Here is a 17,958-nt window from a genome sequence, read left to right as displayed (position 1 = left end):
AGGGCAGGGCGGTCTTGCGCCGCTCGATACCAGCGATCTGATCTCGTTTTATCTGATGAAGCCGGCATATCGGCGTAATGTCTTGCGTTGTGTGGCTGGCCGCATCGCCAAATAGGCCGCAGCCGCTCAACGCAAGTTTGCGCGAGCCAAATCGGGGCATCGTAATCCTTGCGGAGGAAAGCCATGCTGGAGCGCACAGGGGTGCAAAGCCCGTTCTACACGGCGGATCACGAAGCGTTCCGCGACGTGATGCGCCGCTTCGTGGCGCGGGAGATCGAGCCCTATGCCCATGAATGGGACGAAGCCGGCGAATTTCCGCGCGAGCTCTATCGCAAGGCGTCCGAAATCGGGCTGCTTGGGCTCGGCTTTCCCGAAGAGTATGGCGGTGTGGCCGCCGACCAGTTCATGAAGATCGTGGCGTCGCAGGAACTGGCGCGCGCCGGTGCGGGCGGGGTCAGCTCCAGCCTGATGAGCCACACCATCGGCTCGCCGCCGATCGCGCGCGCCGCGCGGCCCGAGATCAAGGCGAGGGTGTTGCCGCAGGTGCTGTCGGGCGAGAAGATCTCGGCGCTTGCGATCACCGAGCCGAGCGGCGGCTCCGACGTCGCCAATCTGCGCACCAGGGCGCGGCGCGACGGCGACCATTATGTCGTCAGCGGGGAGAAGACCTTTATCACGTCGGGCATGCGGGCCGACTATCTGACGGTCGCGGTGCGCACCGGCGGCGAGGGGCCGGGCGGCGTCAGCCTGCTGCTGATCGAAGGCGATACGCCGGGTCTGTCGCGGACGAAACTGAAGAAGATGGGCTGGTGGGCGTCGGATACGGCAACCCTGCATTTCGACGAGTGCCGCGTGCCGGCCGAGAACCTGATCGGCGAGGAGGGGCAGGGCTTCAAGATCATCATGCATAATTTCAACAGCGAGCGCATGGGCATGGCGGCGAGCTGCACGGCCTATGCCCGTGTCTGCGTCGAGGAGGCGATCGCGTATGCCAAGCAGCGCAAGACCTTCGGCAAGCCGATTGCGCAGCACCAGGTGATCCGTCACAAGATCGTCGACATGGCGCAGAAGGTAGCGGCCTCGCAGGCGATGCTGGAAATGTTGGCGTGGCGGCTCGGGCAGGGCGAGAGCCCGGTCGCCGAAATCTGCATGATGAAGAACCAGGCGACCCAGACCATGGCGTTTTGCGCCTCCGAGGCTGTCCAGATTTTCGGCGGCGCCGGCTTCATGCGCGGCGTCAAGGTCGAGCGCATCTATCGCGAGGTCAAGGTCAACGCGATCGGCGGCGGCACCGAGGAGATCATGAAGGATCTCGCCTCGCGGCAGATGGGCCTCTGACCGTCATTCCGGGGCGCGCGTCAGCGCGAACGACGATGTGCAACTACACATCGGAGAATCCGGAGCTTATCGATCGAGATTCTCAGGTGCGCAATTGCGCACCATAGTTCGCGCTACGCGCGCCCGGAATGACAGGAAGGAACTCATGCTCTTCACCGCCGACCACGACGAACCCCGCCGTATCCTGCAAAAATTCATCGCCGCCGAGATCAATCCCTTTGTTGACGAATGGGAGAAGAACGACATTTTCCCGGCGCATGAATTGTTCAAGAAGCTTGGCGACCTCGGCTTTCTCGGCCTCAACAAGCCAGTCGAGTTCGGCGGTCAAGGACTCGATTATTCCTACGCGCTGATGATGGCCGAAGAGCTCGGTGCCATCACCTGCGGCGGCGTGCCGATGGCGATCGGGGTGCAGACCGATATGGCGACGCCGGCGCTGGCGCGGTTCGGTTCTGATGACGTGCGCCGTGAATTTCTCGCGCCGGCGATTGCCGGTGATGCGGTGGCCTGCGTCGGCGTCTCGGAGCCGGGCGCCGGTTCCGACGTCGCCTCGATCAAGACGAGTGCGCGCTCCGACGGCGACGATTACGTCATCAACGGCGGCAAGATGTGGATCACCAACGGCGTGCAGGCGGACTGGATCTGCCTGCTCGCCAACACCAGCGACGGCCAGGTCCATCGCAACAAGTCGCTGATCTGTGTGCCGATGAAAGCCAAGGGTGTGCAGGTGGCGCGCAAGCTCGACAAGATGGGCATGCGCTCATCCGACACCGCCCAAATCTTTTTCGACAACGTCCGGGTGCCCAAGCGCAACCGGATCGGCGAGGAAGGCAAGGGCTTTACCTACCAGATGGTGCAGTTCCAGGAGGAACGGCTGTGGGGCGCGGCGGCCTGCCTGAAGGCGCATGAATTCATCATATCAGAGACGATCGAATACACGCGCAACCGCAAGGCATTCGGAAAGTCGATCCTCGATAACCAGACCGTTCATTTCAAGCTGGCGGAGATGCAGACCGAGATCGAACTGTTGCGCGCGCTGGTCTACCGCGCTGCCGAGGCGTTGATCGCGGGCGAGGACGTGACGCGGCTTGCCACCATGGCCAAGCTCAAGGCGGGACGGCTGGGGCGCGAACTTACCGATGCCTGCCTGCAATTCTGGGGTGGCATGGGGTTCATGAACGAGACGCCGGTCAGCCGGGCCTATCGCGACAGCCGCCTGACCTCGATCGGCGGCGGCGCCGACGAGGTGATGCTGACGGTGTTATGCAAGATGATGGGCACGCTGCCTGGCATGAAACAGAAATAGCGGCGAACGCGATGCCTGTTCGCCGCTGTGCCTGCGGTCAGGCGGGCGTGCCATAGCGCTTCAATAATCTGCACGCCCAAGCTGCGACAGGGCAACCAGCGCTTAGACGCAAGACCCGGAACCTGGTCCTCATACAGTTCATCCAACGCCTGCGCAAAGCAGCTAAGATTCAACCAAGATTCAACATAGTATGGGAGGAAGGCATGACCTCGCTCAACCGTCGTACGCTACTGGCTGGTTCGGCGGCGGCAGGTGTCGTGGCGCTTGCGGGCCCTTCTCGTGCCGAAGAAACTCCCGGCGTTACCGCGACCGAGATCAAGATCGGTTGCACCACGTCGCTGAGTGGTCCGGTGTCGGCGTTGGGAACGATCGCGAAATGCTCGGACGCTTATTTCCGCATGATCAACGACCAGGGCGGCATCGCCGGCCGCAAGGTCAGCTTCATCTACTATGACGATGGATTCAATCCGGCGAAAACCGTCGAGCAAACCAGAAAGCTGATCGAAAGCGACAATGTCGCTTTTCTGTTTTCGATGCTCGGCACGGCGCCGAACTCCGCCGTGGTCAAGTACGTCAACTCGAAGAAGGTGCCGCATCTGTTCCTGTCGGTGAACGGCGACAAATGGGGCGATTACCAGAACTATCCCTGGACCATGGGCTTTGCGCCGAGTTCACGAACCGAGGCGCAGATCTTTGCTAAGTACGCGCTGAGCCAGAAGCCCGATGCGAAGTTTGCCTTGCTCTACCAGAACGACGACCTCGGCAAGGATTTCGTCAACGGCTTGCGCGACGTGCTGGGGCCGCGCTACGATTCCATGGTGAAGGCAGTGTCCTACGAAGTCACCGATCCGACGATCGATTCCCAAGTCGTCGCACTGCGCGCCAGCAACGCCGATGTTCTGATCTCGGGTGTCACGGCGAAGTTTGCGGCGCAGTCGATCCGGAAGGTCTTCGAACTCGACTGGAAACCGATGCATTTCGTCACCAGCGGCGCCGCCTCGGTGGCCTCGACCATCATGCCGGTCGGGCCCGAGCGCGCGGTCGGCGTTATCACCTCGGTGTACATCAAGGATCCGTCCGATCCGGCGTGGGCGGAAGATCCCGCGACCAAGGACTACTTGAAGTTCATGGCGAAGTATTACAGCGAAGGGAATCCGAAGGAGTTCCTCAACGCGTACGGGTATACGGTGACATCAGTGCTGCGCGTATTGCTGGAGCAGTGCAAAGGGAATTTCAGCCGCGACAGCATCATGCGCGAAGCGAACAACCTTAGGAACGTCGAGGTCCCGACCCTGTTGCCGGGCGTTCGTGTCAACACCAGCCCTACCAACCACCATCCGTTGCGTCAGATGCAGTTGCAGCGCTGGGACGGAAAAGGTTATGTCCGGTTCGGCAATATCATCGAGGGGGCAGATCTCTGATGCGGCACGCGCCGGACGTATAAGGATGTCGTTGCGGACGGCCTGCCGGCGTTCCAGACTGCCAATCAAGAAGAGAGGGAACGCCTGATGATCACGCTCTATCACTGCGACGGCGCGCGCTCGTTCCGCCCGCTCTGGATGCTCGAAGAGATGGGCTTGCCCTACGAGCTGAAGATGCTGCCGTTCCCGCCGCGCGTGCTCGCCAAGGAATATCTCGCGATCAATCCGCTCGGCACCATTCCATTCATGATCGATGGCGAGACCAAGATGACGGAGTCCTCCGGCATTTGTTACTATCTCGGCACCAAATACGGACCGACGCCGCTGGTGGTAGGGCAGGATGATCCGGCCTATGGCGCCTTCCTGAACTGGATGTATTTCAGCGACGCCACGCTGACCTTTCCGCAAACGCTGGTGCTGAGATACAGCCAGCTCGAGCCGGAAGAACGGCGGAACCCGCAAGTTGCCGGCGATTACGCTAAATGGTTCCTGGGCCGGCTGCGCGCGGTCGAGGCAGCGACCGCCAATGCCGAAAACCTGTGCGCTGGCCGCTTTACCGCGGCCGATATCGTTAACGGCTATGCACTGCGGCTGGCCGGCAATGTCGGCCTGGACAAGGATTTCGGGCCGAATGTCAGGGCCTATTGGGCCCGGTTGCAGGAGCGCGAGGGTTACCAGCGCGCGGTTGCGGCGGAGCGCAAGGCGGGCATCGAGCAAAACGTCGCCCCGCGCGTTCGGGCCTAACGGGTGTGTGTCATTCCGGGTTCGCTTCGCGCCCCGGAATGACAGTCCCTTCTCTCGGTGACAGTCCTCAAATTTCCGCTATGGTTGACCCCATCGCAGCGGCCAAAGAGCCGTGCGAGGAGGACAAGCCATGGACGATACCGGCCACAAATCCGGCCATCTGATGCTGATCACCCCGGAACGCGTGTTCTACGCCGGCCTGCTTGGTCGGCCCCGGCAACGCTGCTCGGGCGGGTTCAACATCTATGTTGCGATCGAGGGCGGTCTTTGGCTGACCACGGCCGATGGCCGCGAAACCCATGGCGATATGGTCGCGCTGTTGCCGAACGTCAGGCACACCATCGCCAGCGATCATCGCTCGGTGCTCAGCGTCGTCATCGAACCGGAGAGCGTTCGTCCCGGTGCGCTGGAAGATCTCGCGACGCGCCTCGCGGGGCCTGAGGGCGCGGCTTTCGTCAGCCGCATCCGCGCCGCCTATCGTGAACTGCGCGAGCATCACGCCGGCTGTGAGTTTTCCAGCGCCGAATTCGATCTCCTGTGCCTTGGCGAAGTCTTGCCGCAACGTGAGCTCGATCCCCGCGTGGCACACGCGATTGTGCAGATCGGAAAATTCTCCGGCGAGCCGGTGACGGCGGCAAGCTGCGCCGCGGAGGCGGGATTATCGCCGTCGCGCTTTCTGCACCTGTTCAAGGAAGAGACTGGAATCTCGTTCCGCTCGTTCCGCGCCTGGAAGCGTGCGCGGCATCTCTTGCATTTCGCTAACCAGGACATCAACCTTGCGCATCTCGCGCAGGATATCGGCTATCCCGATTCGACGCATTTTAGCCACTCGATCCGCCGCTTCTACGGGCTGAAGCCGCGCGCGATCTTTTCCGGCTCGCGCGATCTCGCGATCTACAGCCACCGCCACGCCAGCGCCGGATAGCGGGTGGACGCAAGAAGCCGGCTGATGCGGCACGCATGATCGCGCTGGATGTTCGCGATCTCTCGCGTCTCGTTTTCGAAGGTTGATCCATGGGCGACAAGGCCGTCATTACCTGCGCGCTGAACGGCGTGTTGACCGATCCGAAGCAGCACAACGTGCCGGTGACGCCGGAACAGATGGCGCGTGAGGCCAAGGCCGCCTTCAATGCCGGCGCCAGCATTATGCACATTCATCTGCGCCAGCAGGAACCGAACAAGGGGCATCTGCCGTCCTGGGACGTCAACGTCTCCAAAGAGATCCAGCAGGCGATCCGCGAGGCCTGCCCCGGCGTCATTATCAATCACACGACAGGCACGTCGGGTCCGAAGTATCAGGGTGCGCTCGATTGCGTGCGCGAGACCCGGCCCGAGATCGCGGCCTGCAACGCCGGCTCGCTGAACTATCTCAAGGTGAAGTCCGATAATACCTGGGCCTGGCCGCCGATGATGTTCGACAACGCGGTCGAGAAGGTGCAGGACTATCTCGACGTGATGAAGGAAGCGGGCACGATTCCGGAGTTCGAATGTTTCGACGTCGGCATCGAGCGCTGCGTTGGCATGTACGTGCAGACCGGCATGTATTCCGGACCGCTCGAATATAACTTTGTGATGGGCGTGGCGTCAGGCATGCCGGTGGATCCGGAGTTGCTGCCGATCTTGCTCAAGCTGAAACTGCCGGCAGCGCATTGGCAGGTCACCGCGATCGGCCGCGCCGAAATCTGGCCGCTGCACCAGCGCTGCGCCGATCTCGGTGGGCATTTGCGCACCGGGCTGGAGGATACCTTTTATCTCGGCGACGGCACCAAGGTGATCTCGAACGGGCAGTTGATCGAAGCCATCGCCGCTTGCGCGCGGCGGGCGGGCCGCGAAATCGCGAGCCCGGCTGAGGCGCGGCAGATTTTCGGGACCCGGCATTAGTGCCGTCATTGCGAGCGAAGCGAAGCAATCCATCGCGCCATCCGGCAAGGTATGGATTGCTTCGTCGCTTCGCTCCTCGCAATGACGGGTGGAGAGTTCATGGCTGTAATTGAATCGACCATCTCCCCCTCCAGCGCCGCCTACAAGGCCAACCGCGACGGCATGCTGGTGCTGATCGCGCGGATGCGCTCGCTGGAAGATCGCACGCGCGCCGCATCGGCCGCGGCCAAGGACCGCTTCCACAAGCGCGGGCAATTGCTGCCGCGCGAGCGCGTGGCGCTGGTGCTCGATCCGGGCTCGCCGTTCATCGAACTATCGACGCTTGCCGGCTACATGTTCGACGTGCCGGATGCGGAGAAGAGCGTTCCCGGCGGCGGCGTGATCGCAGGGATAGGTTTCGTCTCCGGCATTCGCTGCATGGTCAGCGCCAATGATTCCGGCATTGACGCGGGCGCGTTGCAGCCTTTCGGCCTCGACAAGACGCTGCGGGTGCAGGAACTGGCGCTGGAAAACAAGCTGCCTTACGTGCAACTGGTCGAAAGCGCCGGCGCCAATCTGCTGCGTTACCGCGTCGAGGATTTTATCCGCGGCGGCAACATCTTTCGCAATCTCGCGCGGCTGTCGGCCGCCGGTCTGCCCGTCGTCACCGTGACGCATGGATCGTCAACGGCGGGCGGTGCCTACCAAACGGGGCTCTCCGACTACATCGTCATGGTCCGCGGCCGTACCCGCGCATTCCTGGCCGGCCCGCCGCTCTTGAAGGCGGCGACGGGTGAGATCGCAACCGAGGAGGAACTCGGCGGCGCCGAGATGCACACCTCCATTTCAGGTCTTGGCGACTATCTCGCCGAGGACGACCGCGATGCGCTGCGCATCGCGCGCGATATCATGGCCAACCTGGAATGGGATCGGCCGAAGGCTGCGGCATTGTCCTTCAAGCCGCCACGCTATGACGCCGAGGAACTGCTCGGTATCATGCCGATCGACCACAAGCGCCCGGTCGATATGCGCCAGGCCATCGCGCGCTTCGTCGACGATTCCGATTTCACCGAGTTCGGCGCGAATTACGGCCCGGCGACGGTCTGTGGCCACGCCCGCATCGAAGGACAGGCGATCGGCATCATCACCAACAACGGCCCGCTCGACGTACCCGGCGCCAACAAGGCGACGCATTTCATCCAGGCCTGCTGCCAGTCGCGCACGCCGCTGCTCTACATGAACAACACCACCGGCTACATGGTAGGCCGTGCCTATGAGGAAGCCGGCATGATCAAGCACGGCTCCAAGATGATCCAGGCGGTGACGTCGGCGACCGTGCCGCAGATCACGATCTATTGCGGGGCGTCGTTCGGGGCCGGCAATTACGGCATGTGCGGGCGCGGTTTCCACCCGCGCTTCTGCTTCTCCTGGCCCAATGCCAAGACCGCCGTGATGGGCGGCGAGCAGGCCGCCGAAACCATGGCGATCGTGACCGAGGCTGCGGCGACGCGACGGGGCAAGCCGATCGAGAAGGAAAAGCTGGAGGCGATGAAGGCGCAGATCACGGGCGTGTTCGACGGCCAGATGGACGTGTTCTCGACCAGCGCGCGGGTGCTCGACGACGGCGTGATCGATCCCCGCGATACCCGCAGCGTGCTTGCGGAAGTGCTGGCGATCTGCCGCGAGGCCGAAGCCCGCACGCCGCAGCGCTTGCAATTCTCGGTCGCCCGGCCATGAGCGGGATCGAGATGAAGCGAACGCCATTCTTTAAGATTCTCGTCGCCAACCGCGGCGAGATCGCACTGCGGATCATGCGCACCGCGCGGCGGCTCGGCTATGGCGTCGTAGCCGTCTATTCCGATGCCGATCGTGATGCGCTGCACGTGCGTGAGGCGGATCAGGCGGTGCGGATCGGGGAGGCGCTGCCGGCGCAGTCTTACCTGCGGATCGATGCGATCATCGCCGCGGCCAAAGCCAGCGGGGCCGGCGCCGTGCATCCGGGCTACGGCTTCCTCGCCGAGAACGAGGATTTTGCGCAGGCCTGCCGCGATGCCGGGCTGGTCTTCATTGGGCCGTCGCCGGAGGCGATCCGGGCGATGGGCAATAAGGCCGGCGCCAAAGACATCATGGCAAAGGCAGGCGTTCCTGTCGTGCCCGGCTATCAGGGTGCGGACCAGAGCGACGCAGTGATGCTGGCGGAGGCCAGGAAGATCGGATTCCCCGTGATGATCAAGGCGGTTGCTGGCGGTGGCGGGCGCGGCATGCGGCTGGTCGAAGACGCCTCGGCATTTCCGGATGCGCTGCGCAGCGCAAGGTCGGAGGCGCAGGGCGCGTTCGGTGATCCCACGGTGATCCTGGAGCGCGCGATCGTCGATCCCCGCCACATCGAGATTCAGGTGTTCGGCGATCGCTACGGCAATGCCATCCATCTCGGCGAGCGCGATTGCTCGGTGCAGCGCCGACACCAGAAGCTGATCGAGGAAGCGCCCTCGCCAAAAGTGACGCCGGACTTGCGGGCGCGCATCGGCGCCGTCGCGGTCACTGCGGTCAAATCGATCGACTATGAGGGTGCGGGTACGCTGGAGTTCCTGCTCGATCCGTCCGGCGAGTTCTATTTCATGGAAATGAACACGCGTCTGCAGGTCGAGCATCCCGTCACCGAAGCGATTACCGGGCTCGATCTGGTCGAACTGCAGTTGCGCATTGCCACCGGCCAGCCGCTCGGGCTCAAGCAGGAAGACGTCAAATTCTCCGGCCACGCCATCGAGGTGCGGTTGTGCTCGGAGGACGCGAACCATGACTTCATGCCGCAATCGGGGCGAATGGGGCTGTGGCAGATGCCCGACAGCATCCGCGTCGAGCACGCGCTGCGATCGGGTTCGGAGATTCCGCCGTTCTACGATTCGATGATCGCCAAGATCATCAGCCATGGTGCCGACCGCAACGAGGCTCGCGGGCGGCTGATTTGCGGGCTTGAACAGACTGCCGCATTCGGCATCACCACCAATCAGGGATTCCTGATTTCCTGCTTGCGCCATCCTGCCTTTGCGAAGGGCGAAGCGACCACGGCCTTCATCGGCAATCACCGCGACGAATTGCTGGCGTCGCGTGCGAACCACGAGACGGAGGCCGCGCTGGCGGCATTGCTGCTTTATGTCACCAACCCGCATGCGCCTCCCTGGCGCAGCGGACGCAGTCTGGCGGCGACGTTCCCGCTGACGATGCGGATCGACCTTGGCCACGGTGCGTTCGATGTCGATATTGTTCGAAACCGCGACGGGAGTTATGTCGCCGGCCTCGATGGCAACGAGTGGCGTTTCGAGATCAATGAGCTTGGCCCCGACACGATCCGCTTCCGTGCCAACGGCATGATGGAGTCAGCGAGATTTCTGCGCGATGGCGGTCATCTGTACATCCTGCATCGCGGAGCCTCGCTTGCCGCCCGCGATCTGACGCTGGCTGCACCGGCCTCCGCTGCGGCGGCGGACGGCGACGGCAAGGTGCGCGCGACGATGAACGGCCGCGTGGTGGCCGTGCTGGTCAAGCCCGGCGAGCAGGTTGCCGTCGGCCAGCCGGTGATGACGCTGGAAGCGATGAAGATGGAGCACGTGCACATGGCAGGTGTCGCGGGTACGGTTTCGTCGATCGATGTCACGGAGGGCGAGCAGGTGACGACGGGGCGGATCGTCGTGGAGATTGCGGCGGCGTGACAAAAATCTCTGTCGTCCCGGGCTTGACCCGGGACCCATAACCACGAATGCACGATTTGTGCGAAGTTGGGGCGATAACTTTCGTTCATAAGTAGCAGCGGTGGTTATGGGTACCTGCGTTCGCAGGGACGACGATAGACTTACTCCGGTCGCCCCGTGCCGTCGTTCAGCCAGCACGCTACCTGATGTCCTTCGCCGGCCTCCACCAGCGCCGGCCGCTCCACCTTGCAGCGGTCCATGACATAGCGGCAGCGGGTGTGGAAAGCGCAGCCTGAGGGCGGATTGATCGGGCTCGGGACGTCGCCGTCGACCATCGGCGCAAGGCGCTTTGCCTTGGGATCAGCGACCGGGACTGACGCCAGCAGCGCCTGCGTGTATGGATGCCGCGGGTTGGCGAACAACTCCGACTTGTCCGCGATTTCGACAATGCGTCCGAGATACATCACGGCGACGCGATGGCTGATATGGGCGACGACGGCGAGATCGTGGGCGATGAACAGGTAGGAAAAATCGTTCTTGCGCTGCAGGTCGATCAACAGGTTGATCACTTGCGCCTGGATGGAGACGTCGAGCGCTGAAACCGGCTCGTCGCACACGATCAGGCTCGGCCCGAGCGACAGTGCCCGAGCGATGCAGATGCGCTGCCGCTGGCCGCCGGAGAATTGGTGCGGGTAGTTCTTCATCTGATCGGCCCGCAATCCCACCTGCGCGAACAGTTCCGCGACGCGTTCCTGCTGCGCGCGACCGGTTGCCAGCCCATGCACGGCGAGCGGCTCGCCGACGATATCGCCCGCGGTCATGCGCGGATTGAGCGAGGCGAACGGATCCTGGAATACGATCTGCATCGAGCGACGGTGCGGCCGCATCTCGGCCTTGCTGAGCCCGGTGATGTCGGTGCCGTTCAGCTTGATGGCGCCACTGGACGGCTCCACCAGCCGCAGCACGGCGCGTGCGACCGTCGACTTGCCGCAGCCGGATTCGCCGACCAGCCCGAGTGTCTCGCCCTTGCCGACCGAGAAACTGACGCCGTCGACCGCATGCACGGTGCCGACGCGCCGGCGCAGGACGCCGCCGCGCACCGCGTAATGCTTGACGAGGTCGGTGACTTCAAGGAGGGGGCGTTGGTCGCTCATGGCACGCCTACCAATTCGGTTGCGCGCCAGCACGCCGCGAAGTGGTCGCCGTCGACTTCTTGCAGCGGTGGATATTCGGCGCGGCATCGGTCCACGGCAAGGCGGCAGCGCGGCGCAAAGGCGCAGCCCGGCGGCAGGTTGGTCAGCGACGGCACCATGCCGGGAATCTCGTTCAGCCGCGCATCGGTCTTGGCGCCGAACGAAATCACCGCCGGCATCGAGGCCATCAGCCCGCGCGTGTAGGGATGCTTTGGATTTTCGAACAGGTCCTCTACCGTCGCTTCCTCGACCTTCTTGCCGGCATACATCACGATGACGCGCTGCGCGGTCTGCGCGACGACGCCGAGATCGTGCGTGATCAGGATCAAGCCGGTGCCGAGCTTCTTTTGCAGGTCGACGATCAGCGCCAGGATCTGCGCCTGGATCGTCACGTCGAGCGCGGTGGTCGGCTCGTCCGCGATCAACAGCGCCGGCCGGCACGCCAGGGCCATAGCGATCATCGCGCGCTGCCGCATGCCGCCGGACAATTGATGCGGATATTCGTGCGCGCGCCGGTCCGGCTCGGGAATGCGGACCAGGCGGAGCATCTCGACCGCCTTGGCCCAGGCTTCCTTTGCGGTCATCTCCTGGTGCAGGCGGAGCACTTCGGTGATCTGGTCGCCGATCCGCATCACTGGATTGAGCGAGGTCATCGGCTCCTGAAAGATCATCGAGATGCGGTTGCCGCGGATGTCGCGCATCTCGGCCTCGTCGAGGCTGAGCAGATCGGTGCCTTCCAGCGTCACCGACCCGCCGACCACGCGGCCCGGCGGGTCGGGCACCAGCCGCATCACCGACAGCGCGGTCACGCTCTTGCCGCAGCCGGACTCGCCGACGATCGCGAGCGTTTCGCCGCGGCGCACCGTGAACGAGACGTCGTCGACCGCGCGGAACAGCCCGGAATTGGTGAAGAACACCGTCTGCAGGTTCTTCACATCGAGAATAGTGTCGTCCTTGCGTGCCTCGCTCATCAGCCGCGCTGCCTCGGATCGAGGATGTCGCGAAGCGCGTCGCCGAACAGATTGGTGCCGAATACGGCAAGGGAGATGGCGACGCCCGGGAAAATCACCAGCCACGGCGCGGTGCGGACATATTCAGCCGCCGATTCCGACAGCATGCGGCCCCACGACGGATAAGGTTCGGGGATGCCAAGGCCGAGGAACGACAGCGAGGCTTCGGTGAGGATGGTGGAACCGAGCTGCGCGGTCGCCAGCACGATCAAGGGCGCGAGCGTGTTCGGCAGCACGTGGCGGAGCGCAATGCGGGTCTCGCTCATGCCGATCGATTTCGCTGCCTCGACGAAGGGCTGCTCGCGCAGCGCCAGCGTATTGGCGCGGATCACGCGGGCGACGGTGGGGATCAACGGGATCGCAATCGCGATGATCACGTTCGGCAGCGAGGGACCGAGCGCCGCCGTCATCACCAGCGCCAGCACCAGCAAGGGCAGGGCCTGCAGGATGTCGGTGACGCGCTGGAACAGCAGATCGACCCAGCCGGACAGATAGCCGGATACGAGGCCGACGATGACGCCGATCGACGATCCGAGCGCGGTGGCGCCGATGCCGACGGCCAGCGATATCCGCGCGCCGTGAATGATCCGGCTCCAGACGTCACGGCCGAATGAATCGGTTCCCATCCAGTGCGCTGCGCTGGGCGCCGCCAGCCGCTGCGCCGAATCGACACTGAGCGGGTCGTAGCGGGCAATCAGGTCGGCCGAGATCGCCATCCAGACGAACATCACCATGATGACAAGGCCGATCGTGCCGAGCAGATAACGCTGCGCCAGGAACACCAGCCGGCGCCAGCCATGCGTCGAATGGGCGCCGGCCCGCCTCAACTCGCTTTCGAAGTTAATCGTGCTCACGCGGCTAATCCCCATACCGGATGCGCGGGTCGATCGCGGCGTAAAGCATATCGACGGTGAAGTTCGCGACCACCACGACCACGGCGATCAGCATCACGAGATTCTGCACGATCGGGTAATCGCGCCAGCGCAGCGCCTCGACCAGGAAGCGGGCCACGCCTGGAATATTGAACACGGTTTCGGTGACGATCAGCCCGCCGATCAGGAACGCTGCCTCGATGCCGATCACGGTGATAACAGGGAGAATCGCGTTCTTCAGTGCGTGGCGATAATTGACCGAAGCCTCGGACGCGCCCTTGGCGCGCGCGGTGCGGATGTAGTCCTGCCGCAGAATTTCGAGCATCGAGGAGCGCGTGATGCGCATGGTCAGCGCGGCGCTGCGAAACCCGACCGCCATCGCCGGCACGGCATAGATCGCGAACGCCTCCGTCCAGGTTGCCGGGTTCGGATTATAGATCGGCATGTGGCCGAACAGCGAAACCGAGGCCATCAGGATAAGCAGCCCGAGCCAGAAGGAAGGCAGCGACAGGCCACTCAGGCTGACGACACGGAGGGTGTAATCCAGCCGCGAGCCTTGGTGGACTGCGCTGAGAACGCCTAAGGGAATGCCGATCGAGGCCGAGAACAACAGCGCAAGCGCCGCCAGCCGGGCGGTGATCGGAATGCGCGGCAGGATCTCCTGCAACGCCGGCTTTTCCGAGACGTAGGAATAGCCGAGATCGCCGTGCAGCAGCCCGCCGATCCAGTTCAGATATTGCTGGTAGATCGGCAGGTTGAGGCCGAGTTCCTTTTCCAGGTTGGCCTTGTCGGTGGGATCGACGAAGCCGGCGGCGTCGAACAGGATGTCGACGATGTTGCCGGGGACGACCCGCAGCAACACGAAGATGATGATCGATATCCCGATCAGGGTCACGAGCATCAAGGCGAGGCGTCGCACGATGTAAGCAAACACCCGGCTACTCTCCCTGACCCATCGGCTAGAGCCCATTCGGTTCTGATGAATCAGAACCGAGCTCTCGGTTCTTGTTTTGACGCGTTTTCTTCACGCGAACCGGGATCCACTTCGCTCGAAAACGCTATCGCGGCCGGACGTTACTTGTCCATCCAGACGTCTTCGTAACGGTAGCCGTTGTAGGAGCTGTTCACCATGATGGTGATGCCCTTGACATAAGGCTGCCAGCACGAGCCCTGGCGGGCGTGCAAGATGATCGGCCGCGCCACGTCTTCCTGCAGCTTCCTGTCGATCTCCCAGACCAGCTTCTTGCGCTTGGTGACATCCTTCTCCATCGACTGCTCGTCGAACAACTTCTCGATTTCCCTGTTGCAGTAGTTGGTGTAGTTGCGCTCCGAGCCGCAGGAATAGTTTTCGTAGAATGACTGGTCGGGGTCGTCGACCGCATTGCCGGTGAGGTTAAGGCCGAGCGAGTAATCCTTGCGGGCGACCTTCGGGAACCATTGTGCGGTATCGACGACGTCGAGATCGCCGTCGATATAGATGCTCTTCATCTGGTCGATCAGGATGACGGCGGGATCGCGGTAGATCGGGATGTTGCGCGTGGCGACCTTGACGGCGAGGCGCTTGTCCGGTCCATAGCCCGCCTTCTGCATCAGCTTGCGCGCCTCTTCCCGATTGGCGTTGACGTCGGGACCGTAACCCGGAATCGATTCCAGCATTTCCTTCGGCATCGCCCACAAGCCGCCCGGCGCGGGGAGCATGGTGCCGCCGATGTCGGCCTGTCCCTCGTACAGTATCGAAACGAAGGCCTTGCGGTCGAGCACCAGTGCCAGCGCGCGGCGAATGTCGATATTGTCGAACGGCGGGGCGGACGAGTTGACGATGATGTTGGTCGAGACGTTGACCGGCTCGACCACGCACACTGCGTTCGGTGCCTGCGACTTGACCTCCTTCAAGAGCGGGATTGACACTTCGGTCGGGAAAGTCATGTCGAATTTCCCGGAGACAAATCCGAGAATGGCCGTCGAACGGTTCGTGATGATGGTGAACTCGATGCCGTCGAGGTGCGGCAGGCCCTTCTTGAAGTAGTCGGGATTCTTCGTGAGCTTGATCGATTCGTTGGCCTTGAACTCGACGAATTTGAACGGGCCGGTGCCGACCGGCTTGGTACGCATGTCGGCCGGGGAGACGTGGCAGGGGTAAACCGGGGTGTAGCCGGAGGCGAGTAACGACAACAACGCCGGCTGCGGCCTCTTCAGGCTGAACGATGCCTCGAAATCGCCGTTTGTCGTCACGTCCTCGACCTGGTTGTACCAGGACTTTCGCGGGTTCTGGCGAAACTTCTGTTGCGACTTGCCCATCAGCATGTCGAAGGTGCACTTGACGTCGGCTGAGGTGAACGGCTTGCCATCATGCCATTTGACGCCCTGCCTCAATTTGAAAGTGAGTTTCTTGCCGTCGTTGCTCCAGGCCCAGCTCTCCGCCAGATCCGGGACGATGGAATCTGCGCTGTTCTGCGCGACGTCTTGCTTGAACAAGACGAGGTTGTTGAAGACCGGCATGAAGGGAACGTTGATCGAGAACGTCGCGCCTTCATGGATCGAGGCGCTGCCTGGGCTGTCGCGATGATAGACCCTGAGGATGCCGCCCTGTTTCGGCTCGCCGGCCGATGCAACATCATAAGCCGGCAGCAACAACAACGCCGCGGCGGCAAGCGCATGAACGCTCCGCATGGTCCCCTCCCATATTTGCTCGGTCTCGAAACGGCCGATTGCGTCAGACGATAGCATGACCGCGCGTCTGGGCAACCGGCCAAGACGATGCACAGATCGGCAATTCGAACTAATCGAAATCCGCGCGGCGGAACATGCGCGCCAACGCAGCCGTTCGCTGCGAAAGCGGCAGATTCGCTGCAGCGTAGCCGTTATGTTGCTGCTCGCGCTGGAATGTCTCGCCCGATGATGCACCGCACCACCAGGTGTCGCGACGTCTGTGTTCTGGTTCGCCATCTCACATCGTCGCATGCTCACACGATCCGCGACGTCTTGTTGCCCCAATAGCGATCGCGCAACAGGCGCTTGTAGAGCTTGCCGGTCGGCAGCCGCGGCAGTTCGGCCTCGAAATCGATCGAGCGCGGCACTTTCTGGCGCGACAGCGACTGGCTGCAGAAGGCGATCAGTTCGTCGGCCAGTTCCTGTCCCGGCGAAACGCCCGGCATCGGCTGCACCACGGCCTTTACTTCCTCGCCAAGGTCAGGATTCGGCACGCCGAACACCGCGGCATCGGCGATCTTGGGATGGGTGATCAGGAGGTTCTCGCATTCCTGGGGGTAGATGTTGACGCCGCCAGAGATGATCATGAAGGTCGCGCGATCGGTCAGATAGAGATAACCGTCCTCATCGACATAACCGACGTCGCCGACCGTGCTCATGCTGCCGTCAGGCGAGCGCGCCTCCTGGGTCTTGGCCGGGTCGTTGAAATATTCAAACGGGGTCGCGGTCTTGAACCACACCGTGCCCGGGGTGCCCACCGGGCAGGGTCGCATGTTCTCGTCGAGAATATGGAGGTCGCCGAGCAGCACCCGGCCGACGGTGCCGCGGTGTGCCAGCCATTCCTCGCTGTTGCAGGCGGTGAAGCCGAGCCCTTCGGTGGCGCCGTAATATTCATGGATGATAGGTCCCCACCAATTGATGATGTCGTCCTTCACCGCAGCCGGGCAGGGCGCGGCAGCATGGATCGCGATCTCGAGCGATGAGAGGTCGTGACGCTTGCGGACATCCTCCGGCAGCTTCAACATGCGCGAGAACATTGTCGGCACAAGCTGGGTGTGGGTGACGCCCCATCTTTGAACCAGTTCCAGATACCTTTCCGGATCAAAACTTTCCATGATGATGACGGTGCCGCCGGTGCGGATCGTCAAATTGACCGCCGCCTGCGGCGCCGAATGGTACAGCGGCGCGGGCGAAAGATAGATCATGCCTTCGCGGTAGTGCCAGACGCCGTGCAGGAAATCGAAGATCGCCAGGTTCTGAAGCGGAGGTTGTTCGGGCAGCGGCCGCAGGATGCCCTTCGGCCGGCCCGTGGTGCCCGACGAATAGAGCATCGCGGTGCCGATGCATTCGTCTGATATCGGCGTCTTCGGCAGGCCTGCCGTCGCCTGCTCAAGCCCGACGATACGGTCGCTCTCGCCGTCGCCGTCTGCGACAATGCATAAGTCGACCTTGGGGCATTCCTTCAGCGCCTCGCGGGCGACGTCGAGCTTTGCCTTCGAGGTGACGAGAATGCGCGACTGGCTGTTGGTGAGGATGTAGGCAAGCTCGCCCGCGGTCAGGTAGGAGTTCACGCAGGTATAATAAAGTCCGCTGCGTTCGCCGGCGCCGCAGGCCTCGAGGTAGCGGCTGTTGTTCTCCATGAAGATCGAATAGTGATCGAGGCGGTTGAGTCCGCGGTTGCGAAACAAGTGCGCCAGCCGGTTCGTGCGCGCCTCCAGTTCACGATAGGTTACGGCCTCTCCGGTGGAAGCCATGATGAAGGCGGGCTGCAGCGGACGAAGATGAGCATGTGTGCCGGTGTACATATCGGCTTCGG

At 62.9% G+C, this 17,958-nt stretch carries 14 protein-coding genes; 8 read left to right on the top strand and 6 right to left on the bottom strand.

Going from position 1 to position 17,958, the window contains the following annotated elements:
• Positions 1-183 precede the first annotated feature (183 nt).
• The 8 genes from CQ13_RS01975 (at position 184) to CQ13_RS01940 (ending at position 10,379) form a co-directional block, all read left to right on the top strand.
• Complete coding sequence (locus tag CQ13_RS01975; protein WP_057841310.1) at positions 184-1,338, top strand: acyl-CoA dehydrogenase family protein; 1,155 nt, start codon at positions 184-186, stop codon at positions 1,336-1,338.
• A gap of 145 nt (positions 1,339-1,483) precedes the next feature.
• On the top strand, positions 1,484-2,644 hold the full coding sequence (locus tag CQ13_RS01970) for an acyl-CoA dehydrogenase family protein (RefSeq protein WP_057841309.1): 1,161 nt from the start codon (positions 1,484-1,486) through the stop codon (positions 2,642-2,644).
• Between the two features lie 203 nt (positions 2,645-2,847).
• Positions 2,848-4,065 (top strand): ABC transporter substrate-binding protein, encoded by a 1,218-nt coding sequence (locus CQ13_RS01965; RefSeq protein WP_057841308.1) that lies wholly within the window; start codon positions 2,848-2,850, stop codon positions 4,063-4,065.
• A gap of 87 nt (positions 4,066-4,152) precedes the next feature.
• Positions 4,153-4,809, top strand: coding sequence for a glutathione S-transferase family protein (locus tag CQ13_RS01960; RefSeq protein ID WP_057841307.1), 657 nt, complete (start codon positions 4,153-4,155; stop codon positions 4,807-4,809).
• Positions 4,810-4,939: 130 nt separating this feature from the next.
• The gene (locus tag CQ13_RS01955; RefSeq protein ID WP_057841306.1) at positions 4,940-5,734 is read left to right on the top strand and encodes a helix-turn-helix transcriptional regulator; all 795 of its coding nucleotides are present in this window, start codon (positions 4,940-4,942) and stop codon (positions 5,732-5,734) included.
• Between the two features lie 89 nt (positions 5,735-5,823).
• The gene (locus CQ13_RS01950; RefSeq protein WP_057841305.1) at positions 5,824-6,690 is read left to right on the top strand and encodes a beta-keto acid cleavage family enzyme; all 867 of its coding nucleotides are present in this window, start codon (positions 5,824-5,826) and stop codon (positions 6,688-6,690) included.
• Positions 6,691-6,789: 99 nt separating this feature from the next.
• A complete protein-coding gene (locus CQ13_RS01945; RefSeq protein WP_057841437.1) occupies positions 6,790-8,406 on the top strand; it encodes an acyl-CoA carboxylase subunit beta in 1,617 nt (538 codons plus the stop codon).
• Positions 8,407-8,417: 11 nt separating this feature from the next.
• Entirely contained in the window at positions 8,418-10,379 is a 1,962-nt protein-coding gene (locus CQ13_RS01940) for an acetyl/propionyl/methylcrotonyl-CoA carboxylase subunit alpha (RefSeq protein WP_197427217.1), read from the top strand.
• Between the two features lie 140 nt (positions 10,380-10,519).
• Here the strand turns inward: CQ13_RS01940 and CQ13_RS01935 are convergent, their stop codons facing one another.
• The 6 genes from CQ13_RS01935 to CQ13_RS01910 all read right to left on the bottom strand — a co-directional run bounded on the left by CQ13_RS01935 (position 10,520) and on the right by CQ13_RS01910 (position 17,947).
• Positions 10,520-11,512 carry an ABC transporter ATP-binding protein gene (locus tag CQ13_RS01935; protein WP_057841303.1) on the bottom strand — a complete coding sequence of 331 codons (993 nt, stop codon included), beginning with the start codon at positions 11,510-11,512 and terminating at the stop codon, positions 10,520-10,522.
• Positions 11,509-12,522 carry an ABC transporter ATP-binding protein gene (locus CQ13_RS01930; RefSeq protein WP_057841302.1) on the bottom strand — a complete coding sequence of 338 codons (1,014 nt, stop codon included), beginning with the start codon at positions 12,520-12,522 and terminating at the stop codon, positions 11,509-11,511. Before CQ13_RS01930 ends, CQ13_RS01935 begins: the two co-directional genes overlap by 4 nt.
• The gene (locus tag CQ13_RS01925; protein WP_057841436.1) at positions 12,522-13,415 is read right to left on the bottom strand and encodes an ABC transporter permease; all 894 of its coding nucleotides are present in this window, start codon (positions 13,413-13,415) and stop codon (positions 12,522-12,524) included. Before CQ13_RS01925 ends, CQ13_RS01930 begins: the two co-directional genes overlap by 1 nt.
• 4 nt (positions 13,416-13,419) lie before the next feature.
• A complete protein-coding gene (locus CQ13_RS01920) occupies positions 13,420-14,367 on the bottom strand; it encodes an ABC transporter permease (RefSeq protein ID WP_057841301.1) in 948 nt (315 codons plus the stop codon).
• Positions 14,368-14,507: 140 nt separating this feature from the next.
• A complete protein-coding gene (locus CQ13_RS01915) occupies positions 14,508-16,103 on the bottom strand; it encodes an ABC transporter substrate-binding protein (protein ID WP_057841435.1) in 1,596 nt (531 codons plus the stop codon).
• Positions 16,104-16,396: 293 nt separating this feature from the next.
• The gene (locus tag CQ13_RS01910; RefSeq protein WP_057841300.1) at positions 16,397-17,947 is read right to left on the bottom strand and encodes an AMP-binding protein; all 1,551 of its coding nucleotides are present in this window, start codon (positions 17,945-17,947) and stop codon (positions 16,397-16,399) included.
• Positions 17,948-17,958 lie beyond the last annotated feature (11 nt).

Source organism: Bradyrhizobium retamae (genome assembly GCF_001440415.1).
GTDB classification, from domain to species: Bacteria; Pseudomonadota; Alphaproteobacteria; order Rhizobiales; family Xanthobacteraceae; genus Bradyrhizobium; species Bradyrhizobium retamae.
The sequence above is the reverse complement of the archived record's forward strand: the minus strand, read 5'-3'. Positions and strand labels throughout refer to the sequence as shown.